The organism is Pseudomonas sp. Bc-h, assembly GCF_002080045.1.
Classification (GTDB): domain Bacteria; phylum Pseudomonadota; class Gammaproteobacteria; order Pseudomonadales; family Pseudomonadaceae; genus Aquipseudomonas.
In genome coordinates, this window is sequence record NZ_MUIN01000008.1 from 229,469 (window position 1) to 248,347 (window position 18,879).

Here is an 18,879-nt window from a genome sequence, read left to right on the forward strand (position 1 = left end):
TACATGTCGCTGCTGACGACAATGGCCGCGACCTGGGCGCTGTCGATCACAGCAGCACTGGCGGCGGTAAGTCAGGTACCGGCCCAGGCTCCGCTGTTCGTTAATGATTCAGTTCCCCCGCTGAACATGCTGGTGGTCGGCCGAGATCACAAGCTGTTTTTCCCCGCCTATAACGACGCGTCCGATCTGGACGGTGATGGCTCCATCGACATCCGCTACAAGCCCTCGATCGACTATCTCGGCTATTTCGATTCACTGACGTGTTACAACTACAGCGGGGGGTATTTCACTGCGAACTCCAACACGACCAAAGCCAATCTCAAGAAATGCCCCGGTAGCTGGAGCGGTGACTATCTCAACTACCTGACCACCTCTCGAGCAGATGCACTGCGCAAGGTGCTTTACGGCGGCTATCGAAGCACGGACACAACTAACCAGACGATCCTTGAGCGCGCCTATATCCCCACCGACGCGCACACGTGGGGCAAGGAATACCGCAGCCCGACGGTCGACGGCTATAACCTGTCCGACTACACCCCTTTCGCAAACCCGACCGGCAGCAACTACGCGCTGTTCGCCAACAACACTCAATCTTCCGCGCCGCTGTTACGGGTATTGCCCAACGTTTCCAACATCCGCATTTTTGGTTGGGTTTCCCGGGAGGTTACTCAAGGCGGCTTGGTGGCGACTAACACCAGCTTCCAGGATGTCGTGGTCGTGCCCTCGGATTATCAAGTCCGTGTCGAGGTGTGCAAAACCGGCTTTCTGGAGAGCAATTGCAAGCTCTACCCCAACGGTAAATACAAACCGACCGGAATCCTCCACGATTACGGTGAAGGCAATCAGATGTATTTCGGCCTGATGACAGGCACCTACCAGAACAACATTCAGGGCGGCGTAATTCGCAAGGCAATCAGCAGTTTTGCCAACGAGATCGAGACGTCGACCGGAATCTTCGGCACCAAAGGTCTGCTAGGGGTCTATACCAAGGGCGGGATTATTGGAACGCTTGACGGGCTGCGAATCCGGTCCAGCGGATGCAGCACCACTGGCAACTCCATCACTAATGGTGCATGCCAGGACTGGGGAAACCCATTGGCCGAGATGATGTTCGAGACCATGCGTTACTTCAGTGGCGCGACCAACCCGACGACCGGGTTTCTATCAGGCGCGGGTGACCTGGCTCTGGGACTCAGCGGCCTCACCAGCTGGACGAACCCGTATTCCAGCACCCCTAACCCTGACGCGACCACCCCGACATTTCCCAGTTGCTCGAAGCCATTCGAGACACTCTTCAGTGACGTGAACCCGACTTACGATTCGGATCTGCCCGGCAGTGCCTTTACAACGACGAATTCGCCATCAGCCACAACGGCACTCAGCAATTTCAGTGCATCAAGCCTTGGCCAGACCATCTGGAACACCGATGTGGGCTCAGGCAGCCGCAACATCAATATCGGCCAGACTACGAGCCTGAACGACAACGCTCCCACGGCGAAAGCTGCCTCAAGCCTGGGCAACATTCGTGGCCTTCCGGAGGAACCGACCAAGCAAGGAACCTTCAACGCTGGCGCGGTTGCTTACTACGCAAACACCAATCCGATCACGTCACTGGGAAACCAGAAGGTCCAGACCTTCTCCATCGCTTTGTCATCGACGCTGCCGCGCATTCAGATGCCCGTCGGCACAGGGACTATTACGCTGCTGCCTTTCGGCAAGGTCACCAGCGGTGTGACCGAACAGATCACCGGTTTCTACATTGACTCGCTCTACAACATGGCGGGACAACCTACCGACACTGCCGTCAACGGCGGTCGTGCCCAGGCAGTGTTCCGGGTCGTGTTTGACGATTGCGGCCAGGGTTGCGACTACGACATGGACGCCATCGTCCTGTACACGGTTTCGGTGACTGCCACCGGCACGTTGAATGTTGTGACCCAGACAGTCTATTCGGTATCCGGTGCCGAATCGCACATGGGCTACACCATCTCCGGCACCACGAATGACGGGATTTATCTGGAAGTTACCGGTGGCGGGAACGGCAACAGTCATTACGAACTGGACACCCCTGGAACGAGGCTTCCCGGCGCGTGTGTCCCTTCCAACCAATGTACCGGCACCAGTGATTTGCTGCCGGGCCGACGCTCCGGCAGCGCGGTTGTCAATGGCAGCGACAGCCATTCACGTACGTTCACCGCGTCGTCCGCGCGATCAGTCACTAACTTGCAGGATCCGTTGTGGTACGCCGCCAAGTGGGGAGGCTTCGGCACCAAGGACAACACGACTGCCAGCACCCCGGTGGCCGGTCAATGGGACTCGAACGTCTCAGGCACGCCGGACAACTACTTTCTAGTGAGCAGCGCCTCGACACTCAAAGAGCAGTTGCAAGAGGCCTTCAGCCAGATCGTGCAAAAAAACACCTCGGTATCGCCGCCTGCGGTTTCTCCGCCGCCGCAGACAGCATCGACCTCAACGTCGACCTACACCAACAGCTTCAACGTCACGCTCTGGAGTGGTGATCTGACCAAGACCACCGCAACTTATGACTACACGGGAGGCACCAGTACTTCCGCTGTGAACTGGACAGCCGCGTCCCTGATGCCCGCGCCCGGCAACAGGAATATCCAGATTGCCAATGCCGCTGGTAACGGATTGCAGGACTTCACTTACAGCAACTTGGCTAATCGCACGTTCGCGGGGGTGAAATGGCAGTATTCCGCCTCTACGCCGACAGGTGCCCTCACGTCTGACCAGGTGTCGTTCATCAGAGGTGTACGAAGCCTAGAAGGCACGACATTCCGGCGGCGCGCCTCGGTACTGGGCGATATCGTCAACTCACAGCCGGTCATCGTCAGCAAGGCATTGTTCATTGCCTCGGTTGCCGACTCACTCGACGGCACCCCCGGGGATTACGCCAAGTTTCAAGCTACCGCCAGCGCCCGCCGCCCGCAGGTTTATGTAGGCTCCAACGACGGCATGCTCCATGCGTTCGATGGCGACACTGGGGTGGAAAAATTCGCCTTCATTCCCTCGGCTGTCGTCGCGGGCCTGGCGGCGTTGAGCAATCAAAACTACAACACCGACTCGTCTTTGCACCGCTTCTTTGTTGACGGCTCGTCAATGGTCTCAGATGTGTATTTCGGAGGTGCCTGGCATACCGTGCTTGTCGGAAGCCTCGGCGCGGGCGGGCGAGAAATCTTCGCTCTGGACATTACTTCACCCGACAATATCAAATTGCTGTGGGAGTTCACGTCGCAGAACGATGTCGACCTGGGTTCGACGTTCTCCACGCCTTACATATCCAAGCTGCATTCGGGTGAGTGGGGAGTGATATTCGGCAGCGGCTACAACGGCAACAGCGGTAACGCCAGCCTGTTCGTACTCAATGTCGCCACGGGTGCAGTCATCAAGAAAATGGCCACCCCGGACAGTAACCCCAAAGTCGAAAACGGGCTTTCTACGCCCGTCATTCTGGATTCAAACTCCGACGGTATCGCCGACTACGTTTATGCCGGAGACTTACTGGGCAATCTGTGGCGTTTTGACCTGATTGGTGCCAGCTCCCTGACGGACACTGCGACTGCGGCCAACTATAAGATTTCGTTTGGCGGCAAACCCTTGTTCACAGCTGTATCACCGACTACCGGAGCTCCTGCGCAATCCATCACCACGCCGCCGGTCATCTATCCACATCCGACCGGGACAGGCACCCTCGTGATATTCGGTACTGGCCGCTACTTCACATCCGCCGACAAGACGACGAAGGATGTGCAAAGCCTGTACGGCATCTGGGACAAGCAGACCAACGCCCAGTCAACCACCAGCCCGACCGCGTCCAGCACGCTGGCATCGATTGCCCGAAGTAACCTGCAGAGCCAGACTCTGTCCTCGGCATCGACCAGCATCTCGGGTACGACGGGGCTGAGGACGCTGACTCGAAATCTGGTGGACTGGACCGCTAAATACGGTTGGTACCTGGACCTGCAGACCAGCACGACGGTGAACAACGTAACGACGGTATCGGCAGTCGGTGAACGAATGGTCGATTTGTTGACGCTTTCCGGCAGCGTCTTGTTCGTTGCGACGCGCACGCCAATCGCCGATGTGTGTGAAGCCGGGATTCTCGGTAAACGACTGGGCCTGGACCCGACGACCGGGGGTGCTACTACCTTTTCGATCTTTGATTTCACGCGCGATGGCGTAATTACAAGGGCCGACACGCTTGACGGAAACGTTGTCAGCGGTTTCGACTCCGTTGCTGGTGGTTTTGCCATTGCTGCGCCCAATGCCGGCTCCGATCTTTCCACGATGTACAACAGCGACGGCGCCACCGGTGGAACAGGTGTTTATACCGGCCTGGACTTCAACGGCCGCCAGACATGGCGCGTGATTCCTTCACCTTGAGAAGAGTTTGAATATGCTTAACCGATCCTCGAAGCAATGCGGCTTTACCCTCATCGAGTTGATGATCACGGTCGCCATCGTCGCCATCCTGGCGGCCGTTGCTTATCCGGCTTACACCAAATATGTGCAGCGCGGATACCGCTCGGAGGGCATCGCTTTGCTCAACGACGCGGTAGCGAGGGCAGAACGCTACTATGCCCAAAATAATTCATACGCCGGGATAACGCTTGTGACTATAGGCCTTGCGACCGACGCAAAGGTCGTAGCGCTGAGCTCGACGAACAACAAGTACCAACTTACCGTTGTCAGCGCCACGGCAACCACGTACAAGTTTCAGGTCGCCCCACAGGCCGCTCAAGCAAGCGACACCTGCGGCACATTAACCATCGATCAGGCAGGCAATAAGACCCCCGCTACCGCCGAATGCTGGAAGTAACGCTCCTCACCGCCCCCAACAAGCCTCGACACTGGCATCGCCCGACAACCCCGCGTTGTCCCGCCTGCCAGTGTTGTCCAGCACGAATCCGCCGCATTTGTCCCCGCTCATGACCGTCCCGCCAATAGGCATCGCGACCAGCACGAACATTCGCTCGGATCGCTCGGCAGCAATCGAGTAGAACGCGTTGCCAGCAGACACTTCGTGCTCCCTCGCTGGCGGCCCGGTCGCATCAGTGTATTGCCCTGCTCTGGAGTGAAATCTCTCCAGTTTTTGCGCTTCCTCGACCAGAGCAGCGGCGATCTCCGCACGCCGGGTTTTGCGGATGTATTCGCTGTACTGGGGATAAGCCACTGCGGCCAGGATCGCGATGATGGCGACTGCAATCAGCACCTCAATCAGTGTGAAGCCCTTCCCGTGGTTCATTGCCTTTGTCGCCACATGATTCGGCGCTCCTCGGTGTGGGTACTTTCAAGAACCGCCCGGGAGCCGCCTTGAACGACGACGGCCGTGACGCGAAACAATGTGTGGAATTGGCCGGGCGCTCCTCCACCCGCCGGGTCGTCGGTTTCGCCGACCTGCTGAATGCCATAGAAACCTCCATTGCTCGCGATCCAGTTCACTCCTGATGCCCCACCAGCGCCGCCCGCAGAAAGCGTCAATGCTTCCGGAGGCGGAAGACAGGTCGCGGGGCACTCCGGCAGTTGAAACCCCGGGACGAGATTCGCCTCAGCTACCCGTAATACGGATTCCGCCCTTTGAAACAAGGCATTGTTCATCGTGACGCTGCCCGCCATCTTTTCCTGCAACGTGGCGTTCTGCATGGATGAGGTGGCAAGCAAGGTCAGCAACACGAGGAAGACCAGGCTGACGATCAACACGGCACCGCGCTGTGCGTTCATGTGCCCTCTCAACCGAGCCTGTTACGGATCGCGGCGACGACGTTGAAGGTGTATTCCTGCGTACGATCAGCAGGGTCGTACAGGGTCATCGTCAGGCGCACGCTTCGGATCATCGCCGGGTCAGGCTGAGCGGTATAACGCGCAATACCTTTTGCATTCACGCCACTGGCAACGCCAAACAGGACGCTGAAAGCCCGGACGTTGCTGAGTAGCGGTTGCCCATTCAGCGCCAGTTCTTCACGTTCGAGATTGAAGCGATAGATCTGCCGGTGGACCGCCAGCGCGATCTCGCCCTCAGCCGGTTTCGGGGCGCCGCCTCGGGTCCAGGCGGTTGCCGAAGAGGCGCAATCGGTATGCACCTCCCACGTATGCCATGACCGGTCGGCGTCTATCGCGGCAGTATTCAGAGTCAGCGACCGTTGCTGCGCATTCCACTCCACGGGCGCGTGAAATGCCCTCGAAAATTGCCCGCCCCGGCTCTTGTCCTCTACACGTCCCAAGCATCCGAACATCCCAGCCAAACGCACTTCCTGCGTGATTTTGGCGAGTACGAAGCGAGCGTCCTCTTGCAGACTGGCGGACGAGGTCTGACTCAGGTATGTGCTTTTGGTGGTCGCAAAAATCTGCGTCAGTGCCAACGACATCACCAACCCCAGCAGTAACGCCAGCATGATTTCTACCAGGCCGAAACCATTAGCGTGGCGCATCATGGCTGGACACCTCTCTCCGGTCTCACAAGGCTGCTCAAGGTCAATGTCTGCCTGTACGCGTCATCGCTTTGAGCGCGGGCGTCGTTCCAGTCCAGCGTGACTGTCGCCTGATTGACAGCCACCGCCACGGAAGCCTGTACATCCTCCCCAACTGCATTACGCAGTTGTTCCGCGAAATCGAACAGATCCTGATCGCGAGGTATGTCGGGATTGCCAGAGGCAGGGGCGTGGCTCAACGAAGCGAGCGAGTAGTTCGCAGCAGGATTGGCGCGAACACGTTCCAACAGGTCCTGGGCAATGAAGCTGACCTGAGTGCTGCGCATGGCACTGTCGGTGTGCTTGAGGGCATTGAGTTGCAACATCGCCACACCCAGCATGCCGATAGAAAACACCAGTAAGGCAAACAGAACCTCGATCAACGTCATCCCTGTCTGATGTGATCCTGCCTCCATCGAACACCTCCGAAAGTTCGTATGCAGGGACCATTGAAGCCGATCAGCCCCAGCTTGCACGGCGGGTGTGTAACCGCAGCTTGCGGACACATCGGGAGACAGTCGACCGTCTTGTCAGCACGCGTCTATGGGCGTTTGCTAGGGCGCGCTGTGTGTTCGGAGAGTGGGTGAATGAAGCAACGGGGACTGACGTTGATAGAACTGCTGACGGGGCTGGCGCTGATCGCAATCATCGCCACTCTGGCAGCGCCGAGCTTCACTGAGTTCGTCGACTCGCAGCGGCGGCAGGATACGGCTCAGCAATTGTCCAGCGGGTTGCGGATGGCTCGCGCCGAGGCGACATTGCGCAGGCAGCCGGTGATCGTGCAGGCCCTTGAGGGCAAGTGGAGCGAAGGCTGGCACGTGTTCATCGACACCAACCAGAATCAGCTCAGGGACGACGACGAACCGATACTGGCTGAGCGCAGCGGCTATCGCAACGTGAGGGTCGTGGGCAACGGCAGACTCATACGCCGCGTGGGTTTTGATAACACCGGCAGGCCGCTCAACAATGCCAACGGCACGCTGGCGGTATGCATGAAAGACTCACCCATCAGCCACTATCAGATCGCGATAGCAGTCACTGGGCGAGTGAGTCTGAGAAGCGCGGGTTTCAGCACCGAGCCCTGTGCGTGAGCAGCTTATTGAACCTGTTTGACGCGCAATTCCTTGGGCATCGAGAAGGTGATGTTCTCTTCGCGCCCTGCCAACTCGTCAGCGCCCGTGGCACCCCAGGCTTGCAATTGCTGGATCACGCCGCGAACCAGCACCTCAGGCGCCGAAGCACCCGCGGTAATGCCGATTCGCTCGACACCGTCGAACCAGCTGCGCTGCATGTCTTCGGCGCCATCGATCAGGTACGCCGGTGTCGCCATGCGCTCGGCCAACTCACGCAGACGGTTGGAGTTGGAGCTGTTCGGGCTGCCGACCACCAGCACCACGTCGCACTCATCGGCCAGTTGCTTCACCGCATCCTGACGGTTTTGAGTGGCGTAGCAGATATCGTCCTTGCGCGGGCCACCAATAGCCGGGAAGCGCGAGCGCAACGCGTCGATGACTCGGCTGGTGTCGTCCATCGACAGGGTCGTCTGGGTCACGAATGCGAGCTTTTCGGGGTTATGCACCTGCAGATTGGCGACGTCTTCTTCATCCTCTACCAGATAAATCGCGCCGCCATTGCTGCCGTCGTACTGCCCCATTGTGCCTTCGACTTCCGGATGGCCTTCGTGGCCGATCAGAATGCATTCACGGCCGTCGCGGCTGTAACGAGCAACCTCGATGTGCACCTTGGTGACCAGCGGGCAGGTTGCATCGAACACCTTCAGGCCGCGACCGGCGGCCTCGGTACGTACAGCTTGCGAGACACCGTGGGCGCTGAAGATGACGATGACGTCGTCCGGGACCTGGTCCAGTTCTTCGACGAAGATCGCGCCACGGCTGCGCAGGTCTTCGACAACGAATTTGTTATGTACCACTTCATGGCGCACGTAGATCGGCGGGCCAAACACTTCGAGCGCGCGATTGACGATTTCGATCGCACGGTCCACCCCGGCGCAGAAGCCACGTGGGTTGGCGAGTTTGATTTGCATGATGTGCCTCGTATCTACGCGCAATGAAACATAAAAACGAAAAGGCCCCGAGCCAGGTCGGGGCCGCAGGCTACCTGATCACTCAGAGTGCCTTCACCTCGAAGATTTCCACTTCGAAGGTCAGCGTCTTGCCCGACAGCGGGTGGTTGAAGTCGACCGTTACCTGATCGTCGTCGAACGCTTTGACCACACCCGGCAGCTCAGTATTGGCCGCATCGTTGAAGATCACCAGCAGGCCTTCGGCCAGTTCCATGTTCTGGAACTGCGAACGCGGCATGATCTGCACGTTTTGCGGGTTTGGCTGACCGAATGCATTCTCCGGCGGCACTTCGACCTTGCGCTTGTCGCCTGCCTTGAAGCCGAAGATCAGCGCTTCGAAGCCCGGCAGCAGGCTGCCGTCACCGACCTTGAACGTGGCCGGAGCCTTGTCGAAGGTGCTGTCGACGGTGTCGCCGTTTTCCAGATACAACGCGAAATGCAGGGTAACTTCCGTGTTCTGACCGATGCGGATTTCCTGAATAGCGTGTTCAGTCATGAACGGGTTCTCCGGTTTTCTTGCTCTTGAACATGTCCAGGGCAAGCATGATCGCGCCTACAGTGATCGCACTGTCGGCAAAGTTGAAGGCCGGGAAGTACCAGCGGGTATCCCAGTGCACCAGCACGAAATCGATGACGTGGCCGATGGCAATGCGGTCGTACAGATTGCCCAGGGCGCCGCCCAGCACCAGTGCCAGGGCGACTGCCAGCCAGGTTTCATTACGACCCAGACGTTTGAGCCAGATCACCAGCACCGCACTGACCACCACGGCGATCAGCGCGAACAGCCAGCGTTGCCAGCCGGAACTGTCGGCCAGGAAACTGAAGGCCGCGCCAGTGTTGTAGGCCAGCGTCCAGCTGAAATAGCTGGGGATGACCACGATCTGTTGATACAGGCTCAGCGAGTTCTCGAAGTAGAACTTGCTGGCCTGGTCAATGACCACGACCAGCACGCTCAACCACAGCCAGCCTAGACGGCCCATACGGCCAGCCGACGCATTAGGCATAGTGACGAACCTCGCCCGCACCGCTGATGTTGTCGACGCAACGACCGCAGATCTCAGTATGCTCGGCGTGTACGCCTACATCCTCACGGAAGTGCCAGCAACGGGCGCACTTGGTGTAGCCGGACTTGACCACTTTCAACTTCAGGCCCGCGACTTCGGTGACGACGGCATCGGCTGGAGCACTCGCGAAAGGCGCCAGACCTGCCTTGGAGGTGATCAGTACGAAACGCAGCTCATCGCCCAGCTTGTTGAGGTCGGCGGTCAGATCGTCCTCGGCGTACAGCGTCACTTCGGCCTGCAGGTTGCCACCGATGGCTTTCGCCGCACGCTGGTTCTCCAGTTCCTTGTTGACGGCAGCCTTGACCGCCATGATCCGCTCCCAATAGGCGCGGTCCAGCTCAAAGCCTTCCGGCAACTCGCTCAGGCCTTCGTACCAGGTGTTGAGCATGACCGACTCGTTACGCTCGCCGGGCATGTACTGCCACAGTTCGTCGGCGGTGAACGCCAGGATCGGTGCGATCCAGCGAACCAGCGCTTCGGAGATGTGGAACAGCGCGGTCTGGCAGGAACGACGTGCCTTGCTGTTGGCGCCGGTGGTGTACTGGCGGTCCTTGATGATGTCCAGATAGAAACCGCCCAGCTCCTGCACGCAGAAGTTGTGCACTTTGGAGTAGACGTTCCAGAAGCGGTACTCGCCGTAATGCTCTTCCAGCTCACGCTGCAGCAACAGGGCACGATCCACCGCCCAACGGTCCAGTGCCAGCATTTCGTCGGCAGGCAGGATGTCGGTGGCCGGGTTGAAGCCGCTCAGGTTGGAGAGCAGGAAGCGCGCGGTGTTACGGATACGACGGTACGCATCGGCACTGCGCTGCAGGATGGTTTCCGAAACCGCCATTTCGCCCGAGTAGTCGGTGGCTGAAACCCACAGACGCATGATGTCGGCGCCCAGCGTGTCGTTGACCTTCTGCGGCGCGATGACATTGCCCAGCGATTTGGACATCTTGCGGCCGTTCTCGTCCACGGTGAAACCGTGGGTCAGCAGCTCGCGATACGGCGCATGGCCGTCGATCGCGCTGCCGGTCAGCAAAGACGAGTGGAACCAGCCGCGATGCTGGTCGGAACCTTCCAGATACAGGTCGGCACGAGGACCGGTTTCGTGGCCCATAGGGTGCGAGCCGCGCAGGACGTGCCAGTGCGTGGTGCCCGAATCGAACCAGACGTCCAACGTGTCGGAGATCTTGTCGTACTGCGGCGCTTCATCGCCCAGCAGTTCGGCGGCGTCCATCTTGAACCAGGCTTCGATGCCTTCTTTCTCGACACGCAGCGCGACTTCTTCCATCAGCTCGACGGTGCGTGGGTGCAGTTCGCCGCTTTCCTTGTCCAGGAAGAACGGAATAGGCACGCCCCAGTTGCGCTGACGGGAGATGCACCAGTCCGGACGGTTGGCGATCATCGAGTGCAGGCGCGCCTGCCCCCAGGCTGGAACGAACTTGGTCTCTTCGATCGCCTTGACTGCACGGTTGCGCAGCGTATCGCCGGAAGTCGGCTGCCTGTCCATGCCCACGAACCACTGCGCGGTGGCGCGGTAGATCAGCGGTGTCTTGTGGCGCCAGCAGTGCATGTAGCTGTGGGTGATGGTTTCGGTATGCAGCAGCGCACCGACTTCCTGCAGTTTGTCGACGATGGCCGGATTGGCTTTCCAGATGAACTGGCCACCGAAGAATTCCAGCGACTGCGCGTACACGCCGTTGCTCTGAACCGGGGTCAGGATGTCGTCGTTGACCATGCCATAACGCTTGCAGGTCACGAAGTCGTCTTCGCCGTAAGCAGGCGCGGAGTGAACCACACCGGTGCCAGCGCCCAGCTCGACGTATTCGGCCAGGTAAACCGGCGACAGACGCTCGTAGAACGGGTGACGGAAGTTGACGAGTTCCAGCGCCGAGCCCGGCGCAGTCGCCAGCACCGAACCTTCGAGGCCCCAGCGCTTGAGGCAGGCTTCGACCAGCTCTTCGGCCAGGATCAGCAGCCTGTCGCCTACGTCGACCAGCGCGTAATTGAATTCAGGGTGAACGTTGAGCGCCTGGTTGGCCGGGATGGTCCACGGTGTGGTGGTCCAGATCACGATGGCGGCAGGCTTGCTCAGGCTCGACAGGCCAAAGGCGGTGGCGAGCTTGTCGGCGTCGGCGACCGGGAAGGCCACGTCGATGGTCGACGATTTCTTGTCCTGGTATTCGACTTCCGCTTCAGCCAGCGCCGAGCCGCAATCGAAACACCAGTTCACAGGTTTGAGGCCCTTGAACACAAAACCGTTCTTGACCATTTCCGCCAACGCGCGGATTTCCCCGGCTTCGTTGGCGAAGTCCATGGTGCGGTACGGGTTGGCCCAGTCGCCGAGCACGCCCAGGCGGATGAACTCGGCCTTCTGGCCTTCGATCTGCTCGGCCGCGTAGGCACGGCACAGTTCGCGAGTCTTGTCCGCGGGCAGGTTCTTGCCGTGGGTGACCTCGACCTTGTGCTCGATTGGCAGGCCGTGGCAGTCCCAGCCCGGAACATAAGGCGCGTCGAAGCCCGACAGGGTCTTCGAGCGGACGATCATGTCCTTGAGAATCTTGTTGACCGCATGACCGATGTGAATATTGCCGTTGGCGTACGGAGGACCGTCGTGCAGGACGAACTTTGGACGATCCTTGCCAATTTCGCGCAGCTTCTGGTACAGGCCAATGCTGTCCCAGCGCTGCAGAGTTTGCGGCTCGCGCTGGGGCAGGCCGGCCTTCATCGGGAAGGCGGTGTCCGGAAGATTAAGCGTGGCTTTGTAGTCGGTCATTTCAGGCTCTAAATTAGCGGTTGACCATGCCCCAATGGGCACGGGCGGCAGCGACATCCGCATCGATCGCCGTCTTGAGCGCCTCCAGAGAGGCAAAACGCTGCTCATCACGCAGCTTCTGGTGGAATACCACCGTCAAACGCCGGCCATAGATATCGCCGGCAAAATCCAGAAGGTGAATCTCGAGGTGTGGGCGTCCATCGCCCGCCACGGTCGGCCGTACGCCAATATTGGCGACACCGGGCCAGACCTTGCCGTCGATTTCGGCGCTGACGAGGTAAACCCCGGTCAGCGGCGCGCGACGACGCTTGAGTTGCACATTGGCAGTCGGCGTACCCAACTGGCGCGCCAGCTTCTGGCCATGCAGCACTCGGCCGGAAATCGCGAACGGGCGACCCAGCAGGTGCTCGGCCAGCGTGAAATCGGCCGCTGCCAACGCATTGCGCACCTTGGTACTGCTGACACGTACGCCGTCGATTTCAACGGTCTGCGCCGCTTCCAGCGTGAAGCCCTTCTCGGCGCCCACCTTCTGCAGGAAGTCGAAATCACCGATGCGGTCGCAACCGAAGCGGAAATCGTCGCCGACCTCCAGATGCTTCACGCCCAGGCCGTCGACCAATACGGTGTCGACGAATTCGGCGGCGCTGAGCTTGCTCAGGCTTTGGTTGAACGCCAGGCAAAGCACCAGATCGACACCCTCGGCCGCAAGCAGGTCGAGTTTGTCACGCAGACGCGCCAGACGCGCAGGCGCGGTCTCTGGAGCGAAGAACTCGCGCGGCTGCGGCTCGAAAATGACCACGCAACTGGGCAGGCCCAACTCCACGGCGCGCTCACGCAGTCGCGCCAGGATAGCCTGGTGACCACGGTGAACACCGTCGAAATTGCCAATGGTGGCGACGCAGCCCCGATGCTGGGGGCGCAGATTGTGAAGGCCTCGAACCAGCTGCATAACGCGCTTCTTGCTCATAAAGTGGCCGATTATAACCACACACCGCCGTCAACGACAGGCGACACATCCAGGCAAACCGCAACAATCGGCGTTAACCGGCAAAAACCGACGATTGATCCTACATGATCGCCTTGCGGGCGAAATCTTTCAGACGAAAGCCCAGCAGCAGCAACATGCCGAAATACGCCACCACACCCGACACCACGAGCGCGCCCAGACGGATGAAACGTTCGAGCATCTGCCCGTCGGACCAGGATGGCATCACATGCATCAAGCCCAGAAGGACCGCCGACATTACCGATACCGCCACAGCGAGCTTCACTAAAAACACCGGCCAGCCCGGCTGCGGCTGAAACAGATCCTGTTTACGCAATTGCCAGTACAGCAACGCCGCGTTGATGCACGCCCCCATGCTGATCGCCAGCGCCAGGCCGGCATGAGCCAGATGCACGACATAAACGAAAAGCACGTTGAACAGTTGAGTCACTATGAGGGTGAAGATCGCGATTTTCACCGGGGTGCGAATATTTTGTTGGGCGTAAAAGCCAGGAGCCAGCACCTTGATCACGATGATGCCCAGCAACCCCACCGCGTAGCCGATCAACGCGCGCTGAGTCATGGCGGCATCATGGTCATCGAACTTGCCGTACTGGAACAATGAAACGGTCAACGGTTCAGCCAGCAGACCTAGCGCCAAGGTACACGGCAAGACCAGCACGAAGCACAGGCGCAGCCCCCAATCGAGAATACGCGAGTATTCGTGGCGGTCCCGGCTGGCGTAAGTCTTGGACAGGATTGGCAGCAGGATCGTCCCCAGCGCCACGCCCAACACCCCGGACGGCAGCTCCATCAGGCGGTCGGCGTAATACATCCACGACACCGAGCCGGCCACCAGGAAGGACGCGAAAATGGTGTTGATGATCAGCGAAATCTGACTCACCGACACGCCGAGCATCGCTGGCAACATCTGCTTCATGACCCGCCAGACACCGGTGTCGCGCAGATTCAGACGCGGAAGCACCAACATGCCGATCTTTTTCAGGTGTGGCAGCTGATAGAGCAACTGCAACAACCCGCCCGCCAGCACCGCCCACCCCAACGCCATCACTGGCGGATGGAAGTACGGCGTGAGGAACAGCGCGAAAAAGATCATCGCAAGATTGAGCAGCGTAGGAACGAAGGCCGGTACCGAGAAACGGTTCCAGGTATTGAGAATCGCGCCCGCCAACGAAGACAGGGAGATCAGCAATATATAAGGAAAGGTCACTCGCAGCAGATCGGAGGTCAGCTGGAATTTCTCCGGGGTATCGGCAAAGCCAGGCGCCGTCGCCCAGATCACCCAGGGCGCGAAGATAATTCCCAGAACGGTAACCAGCGCCAGCGCCAACGTCAGCAAACCGGTGACATAAGCGACAAAGGTGCGGGTCGCCTCCTCGCCTTGCTGGCTTTTATATTCAGCCAGAATCGGCACGAAGGCCTGGGAGAAGGCACCCTCGGCGAATATCCGGCGCAGCAGATTGGGCAGCTTGAACGCGATGAAAAAGGCGTCCGTGGCCATTCCGGCACCAAAAGCGCGGGCAATAATCGTATCGCGAATAAAACCCAGGACCCGCGAAAGCATTGTGATAGAGCTGACAGCGGCAAGCGATTTGAGTAGGTTCATCTAAAGGTTGTACGCCCGACCAAAGGAAGCGCCAAAGCGCGTTCCATTTATGCGATACTCCGCGCCGCAAAACAGCTCAGAGCCAAAACCCGCGAGTTTACAGGTCGCACGCCGGAAAGAAATATCCCCGGCATCACACGGCGACCACTCAGCGGAACGCATCAACTGCCCTTGACAAGCGTCAAACTCATCGGCATGATTCGCGGCCTATTTTGTTAGCTATTTCCCAAGTCTTTCGAGGAGCTCGACGGTGGCCAACTCACCTTCCGCCAAAAAACGTGCAAAACAGGCTGAGAAGCGTCGCAGCCACAACGCCAGCCTGCGTTCCATGGTTCGTACCTACATCAAGAACGTAGTGAAAGCCATCGACGCAAAAGACGCTGAAAAAGCGCAAGCTGCTTATGTTCTGGCTGTTCCTGTTATCGACCGTATGGCCGATAAAGGCATCATCCACAAGAACAAAGCTGCTCGCCATAAGGGCCGCCTGAATGGCCACATCAAGGCTCTGAACCTTGCTGCTGCTGCCTAAGCGATCTGCTTGTTAAAAAACCGACCTCAGGGTCGGTTTTTTATTGCCTACGATTTGGCCACTCCTCATAACTCTTTAGCACTCCGGCTTGCCGGCGGCAGCGATCTCTCGGGCATCACCGCCGGCAAGCCGGACTACTACAGAAACATCACCGCCCACCACGTCACCCCTACACGGAGCGCCGCAACGATCACATCAAAACCCATCACGGAGCCGGCGCTGGCGACCAGGGAAGAATAGGGATCGCCGTCACCGCATTCTGCGGACTACCCTCGATGACACGATCGCTGTAGACCAGATACACAAGCGTGTTGCGCTTCTTGTCCAGGAAGCGAACCACCTGCATGGTCTTGAACACCAGCGAGGTGCGCTCCTTGAATACCTCGTCACCGTCCTTGAGCTCCCCCTTGAAGTGGATAGGCCCAACCTGGCGACAGGCGATGGACGCCTCGGCACGATCCTCCGCCAGGCCGAGACCACCCTTCACGCCTCCCGTCTTGGCACGAGACAGATAGCAGGTCACACCATCCACCTTGGGGTCGTCGAAAGCCTCGACCACAATCCGGTCGTTAGGGCCGACGAATTTGAACACCGTTGACACCTGACCAATTTCCTCGGCCGACGCCAGCAAGGGCAGCATCAACAGCGCACCCAACAAACCCTTCACCACTCGCATTGCCATTCCTTATAAAGAATCCGATTCAGACCAGAATCAGGTTGTCGCGATGAATAAGCTCGGGCTCCGCCATATACCCCAACTCCTTGACGATGGCGTCGGACGGCTGACCGATAATCTTCTGCGCTTCGAGCGCGCTGTAGTTGCTCAGGCCGCGAGCGATTTCGCGACCGTCAGCCGCGACGCACACCACCATCTCGCCACGTCGAAAACTGCCCTGGACCAGCTTTACACCCACCGGCAACAGGCTCTTGTTGCTTTCAGCCAGCGCCTTGACCGCACCATCATCCAGCACCAGCGTGCCCCGGGTCTGCAGATGCCCCGCCAGCCACTGTTTACGGGCAGCCAACATGCCGCGTTCAGGCGAGAGCAATGTCCCCAGTCGCTCGCCTGCCTTCAGACGGGCCAGAACCTGCTCGATACGCCCACCCACGATCACCGTGTGCGCGCCGGAACGCGCGGCCAGACGGGCCGCACGCAGCTTGGTCTGCATACCGCCACGCCCCAGCGCACCACCGGTGCCACCCGCCACGGCATCCAACGCAGGATCGTCGGCACGGGCTTCGTAGATGAGCTGAGCTTCAGGGTTGTTGCGCGGATCAGCATCGAACATGCCGTCGCGGTCGGTCAGGATCACCAGCAAGTCAGCTTCCACCAGATTGGCGACGAGCGCCGCCAGCGTGTCGTTGTCGCCAAAACGGATTTCATCGGTGACAACGGTGTCGTTTTCGTTGATTACCGGCACCACACCCAGCTCGACAAGCGTGCGCAGGGTGCTCCGGGCGTTCAGGTAGCGCTTGCGGTCGGACAGATCATCATGGGTCAGCAGAATTTGCGCGGTGTGCCGATCATGTTCGGCAAAACTGGATTCCCAGGCCTGCACCAGACCCATCTGACCAATCGCAGCCGCCGCCTGGAGCTCATGCATGGCACTCGGTCGTGCAGCCCAGCCCAGGCGACTCATCCCGGCAGCCACTGCGCCAGAAGAAACCAGAACCAGTTCTACGCCCGCCTCATGCAGCGCCACCATCTGCTCGACCCAAACACCCATCGCGTTGCGATCAAGACCTTTGCCGTCCGCCGTCAGCAGCGCACTTCCGATCTTCACAACCCAACGCTGGGCACCTGTCACCTTGCTCCGCATGATCTTTCAACCTTAAGCCAGAGGTACAAATTCAAGATACTAAAACGCCGCTAATTAAGCGGCGTTGTAGTTTACTTCAGTCGATCACTCACGGACGTAAATGATTTCCGGACCATCTTCATCGTCCTCATCATCTTCATCCCAATCGTCTTCATCACCCAGATTGTGGACACTCTTCACGCCACTGCGACGCAGGGCACGCTGATCGTCCAGCGCCTGAAGCTGCGCACGGGCTTCATCTTCGATGCGCTGATCCAGCTCGGCCAGCTCTTCGGCGTAAGCCGGGTCATTGGCGAGACGATCAGCACGATCTTCCAGATAACGCATGATGTCGTGACTCAGACGATCCGTACCTTCTTTGGCGATGGCCGAAATCACGTACACAGGACCAGTCCAGCCCAGACGATCGATAATCTCCTGCTTGCGCTCTTCGTGCTCTTCTTCGAGGATCTGGTCGCACTTGTTCAGCACCAGCCAGCGATCACGATCCGCCAGCGCGGGACTGAACTTGATCAATTCGTTGACGATGACTTCAGCGGCGTCCGGCGCACTGGTTTCGTCCAGCGGCGCCATGTCGACGAGATGCAGCAGCAGACGCGTACGCGCCAGGTGCTTGAGGAAGCGAATGCCCAGACCGGCACCATCGGAAGCACCTTCGATCAAACCCGGAATGTCCGCGATGACGAAGCTTTTCCAGCGATCAACGCTGACCACACCCAGGTTCGGCACCAGGGTAGTGAACGGATAGTCGGCAACCTTCGGCTTGGCGGCCGAAACCGAACGAATGAAGGTGCTCTTGCCAGCGTTCGGCAAGCCCAGCAGACCGACGTCCGCCAGCACTTTCAATTCCAGCTTCAGATCACGCTGCTCGCCCGGCTTGCCTGGCGTTGTTTGACGCGGCGCGCGGTTGGTACTGGATTTGAAACGGGTGTTCCCCAGGCCGTGCCAGCCGCCATGAGCTACCAGCAGGCGCTGGCCAGCCTTGGTCAGGTCGCCGATGATTTCCTGAGTGCTGGCATCGATAACGGTAGTCCCGACAGGAACCCGCAGAACCAGCTCCTCACCCTTGCGACCAGTGCAATCGGTGCTGCCGCCATTCGAGCCGCGCTCGGCATCGAAGTGACGGGTGTAGCGATAGTCGACCAGAGTGTTGAGGTTCTCGTCGGCGATCATGTAGACCGAGCCGCCATCACCACCATCACCACCGTTGGGACCGCCGTTCTCGATGAATTTTTCGCGACGGAAGCTCATGCAACCGTTGCCGCCGTCGCCGGCCTTCACCCGAATGGATACTTCATCAACAAATTTCATAACGCACGCCTCCCGTCACAAAGACGAGCAAACAACATAAATTCATAAGGCTCTTGCAAAGATGAGCGTTGCGATACCGATCTAAAACCAGCGACTTCACACCACAACGGCCCACACAAACAGCTTTGCAAGAGACTCACCAAACCAGACCTTTTACAAACGAAAAAGCCCTGTCGACGACAGGGCTTTTCAGCTCAGGCAATGCGCA

General features: G+C 59.1%; 17 protein-coding genes. 4 read left to right on the forward strand and 13 right to left on the reverse strand.

The annotated features are described in order from the left end of the window. Nucleotides 1-3: 3 nt before the first annotated feature. A complete protein-coding gene (locus BWR59_RS16300) occupies nucleotides 4-4,404 on the forward strand; it encodes a PilC/PilY family type IV pilus protein (RefSeq protein ID WP_081566662.1) in 4,401 nt (1,466 codons plus the stop codon). A 13-nt stretch (nucleotides 4,405-4,417) separates the two neighbouring features. Further along, entirely contained in the window at nucleotides 4,418-4,840 is a 423-nt protein-coding gene (locus BWR59_RS16305; protein WP_081566663.1) for a type IV pilin protein, read from the forward strand. A gap of 6 nt (nucleotides 4,841-4,846) precedes the next feature. On the opposite strand, the gene BWR59_RS16310 is transcribed toward BWR59_RS16305, so the two are convergent. From BWR59_RS16310 to pilV, 4 genes are read right to left on the reverse strand one after another with little or no spacing between them, the layout of a single operon-like run. Beyond that, nucleotides 4,847-5,266, reverse strand: coding sequence for a type IV pilin protein (locus BWR59_RS16310; RefSeq protein ID WP_081566664.1), 420 nt, complete (start codon nucleotides 5,264-5,266; stop codon nucleotides 4,847-4,849). Then, entirely contained in the window at nucleotides 5,263-5,742 is a 480-nt protein-coding gene (locus BWR59_RS16315) for a PilX N-terminal domain-containing pilus assembly protein (protein ID WP_081566665.1), read from the reverse strand. Before BWR59_RS16315 ends, BWR59_RS16310 begins: the two co-directional genes overlap by 4 nt. A gap of 8 nt (nucleotides 5,743-5,750) precedes the next feature. Then, complete coding sequence (locus BWR59_RS16320) at nucleotides 5,751-6,452, reverse strand: hypothetical protein (RefSeq protein ID WP_081566666.1); 702 nt, start codon at nucleotides 6,450-6,452, stop codon at nucleotides 5,751-5,753. After that, nucleotides 6,449-6,904 (reverse strand): type IV pilus modification protein PilV, encoded by a 456-nt coding sequence (pilV, locus tag BWR59_RS16325; protein WP_081566667.1) that lies wholly within the window; start codon nucleotides 6,902-6,904, stop codon nucleotides 6,449-6,451. The genes BWR59_RS16320 and pilV overlap by 4 nt, the downstream gene beginning before the upstream one ends. Before the next feature lie 171 nt (nucleotides 6,905-7,075). Between pilV and BWR59_RS16330 the strand changes: the two genes are divergently transcribed. After that, nucleotides 7,076-7,579, forward strand: a complete 504-nt coding sequence (locus BWR59_RS16330) for a GspH/FimT family pseudopilin (protein ID WP_081566708.1) — start codon at nucleotides 7,076-7,078, stop codon at nucleotides 7,577-7,579. 5 nt (nucleotides 7,580-7,584) lie between these two features. Here BWR59_RS16330 and ispH read toward each other — a convergent pair whose 3' ends face one another. The 6 genes from ispH to murJ form a co-directional block, all read right to left on the reverse strand. Further along, nucleotides 7,585-8,532, reverse strand: coding sequence for a 4-hydroxy-3-methylbut-2-enyl diphosphate reductase (gene ispH / locus BWR59_RS16335; protein ID WP_081566668.1), 948 nt, complete (start codon nucleotides 8,530-8,532; stop codon nucleotides 7,585-7,587). 82 nt (nucleotides 8,533-8,614) lie between these two features. Beyond that, on the reverse strand, nucleotides 8,615-9,067 hold the full coding sequence (locus tag BWR59_RS16340; protein ID WP_081566669.1) for a peptidylprolyl isomerase: 453 nt from the start codon (nucleotides 9,065-9,067) through the stop codon (nucleotides 8,615-8,617). After that, complete coding sequence (gene lspA / locus BWR59_RS16345; protein ID WP_081566670.1) at nucleotides 9,060-9,575, reverse strand: signal peptidase II; 516 nt, start codon at nucleotides 9,573-9,575, stop codon at nucleotides 9,060-9,062. The genes BWR59_RS16340 and lspA overlap by 8 nt, the downstream gene beginning before the upstream one ends. Next, nucleotides 9,568-12,399 carry an isoleucine--tRNA ligase gene (gene ileS / locus BWR59_RS16350; RefSeq protein ID WP_081566671.1) on the reverse strand — a complete coding sequence of 944 codons (2,832 nt, stop codon included), beginning with the start codon at nucleotides 12,397-12,399 and terminating at the stop codon, nucleotides 9,568-9,570. Before ileS ends, lspA begins: the two co-directional genes overlap by 8 nt. Before the next feature lie 13 nt (nucleotides 12,400-12,412). Next, nucleotides 12,413-13,348, reverse strand: coding sequence for a bifunctional riboflavin kinase/FAD synthetase (gene ribF / locus BWR59_RS16355; RefSeq protein ID WP_081566672.1), 936 nt, complete (start codon nucleotides 13,346-13,348; stop codon nucleotides 12,413-12,415). Between the two features lie 118 nt (nucleotides 13,349-13,466). After that, nucleotides 13,467-15,011, reverse strand: coding sequence for a murein biosynthesis integral membrane protein MurJ (gene murJ, locus BWR59_RS16360; protein ID WP_081566673.1), 1,545 nt, complete (start codon nucleotides 15,009-15,011; stop codon nucleotides 13,467-13,469). Between the two features lie 250 nt (nucleotides 15,012-15,261). Here murJ and rpsT point away from each other — a divergent pair, with 250 nt between their 5' ends. After that, nucleotides 15,262-15,540 (forward strand): 30S ribosomal protein S20, encoded by a 279-nt coding sequence (gene rpsT / locus BWR59_RS16365; protein ID WP_007924739.1) that lies wholly within the window; start codon nucleotides 15,262-15,264, stop codon nucleotides 15,538-15,540. A 205-nt stretch (nucleotides 15,541-15,745) separates the two neighbouring features. Here the strand turns inward: rpsT and BWR59_RS16370 are convergent, their stop codons facing one another. From BWR59_RS16370 to cgtA, 3 genes are all read right to left on the reverse strand, one after another. After that, on the reverse strand, nucleotides 15,746-16,216 hold the full coding sequence (locus BWR59_RS16370; protein WP_081566674.1) for a CreA family protein: 471 nt from the start codon (nucleotides 16,214-16,216) through the stop codon (nucleotides 15,746-15,748). A 25-nt stretch (nucleotides 16,217-16,241) separates the two neighbouring features. Beyond that, a complete protein-coding gene (gene proB / locus BWR59_RS16375; RefSeq protein ID WP_081566675.1) occupies nucleotides 16,242-17,360 on the reverse strand; it encodes a glutamate 5-kinase in 1,119 nt (372 codons plus the stop codon). 84 nt (nucleotides 17,361-17,444) lie between these two features. After that, on the reverse strand, nucleotides 17,445-18,671 hold the full coding sequence (cgtA, locus tag BWR59_RS16380) for an Obg family GTPase CgtA (protein WP_081566676.1): 1,227 nt from the start codon (nucleotides 18,669-18,671) through the stop codon (nucleotides 17,445-17,447). Nucleotides 18,672-18,879: the final 208 nt, after the last annotated feature.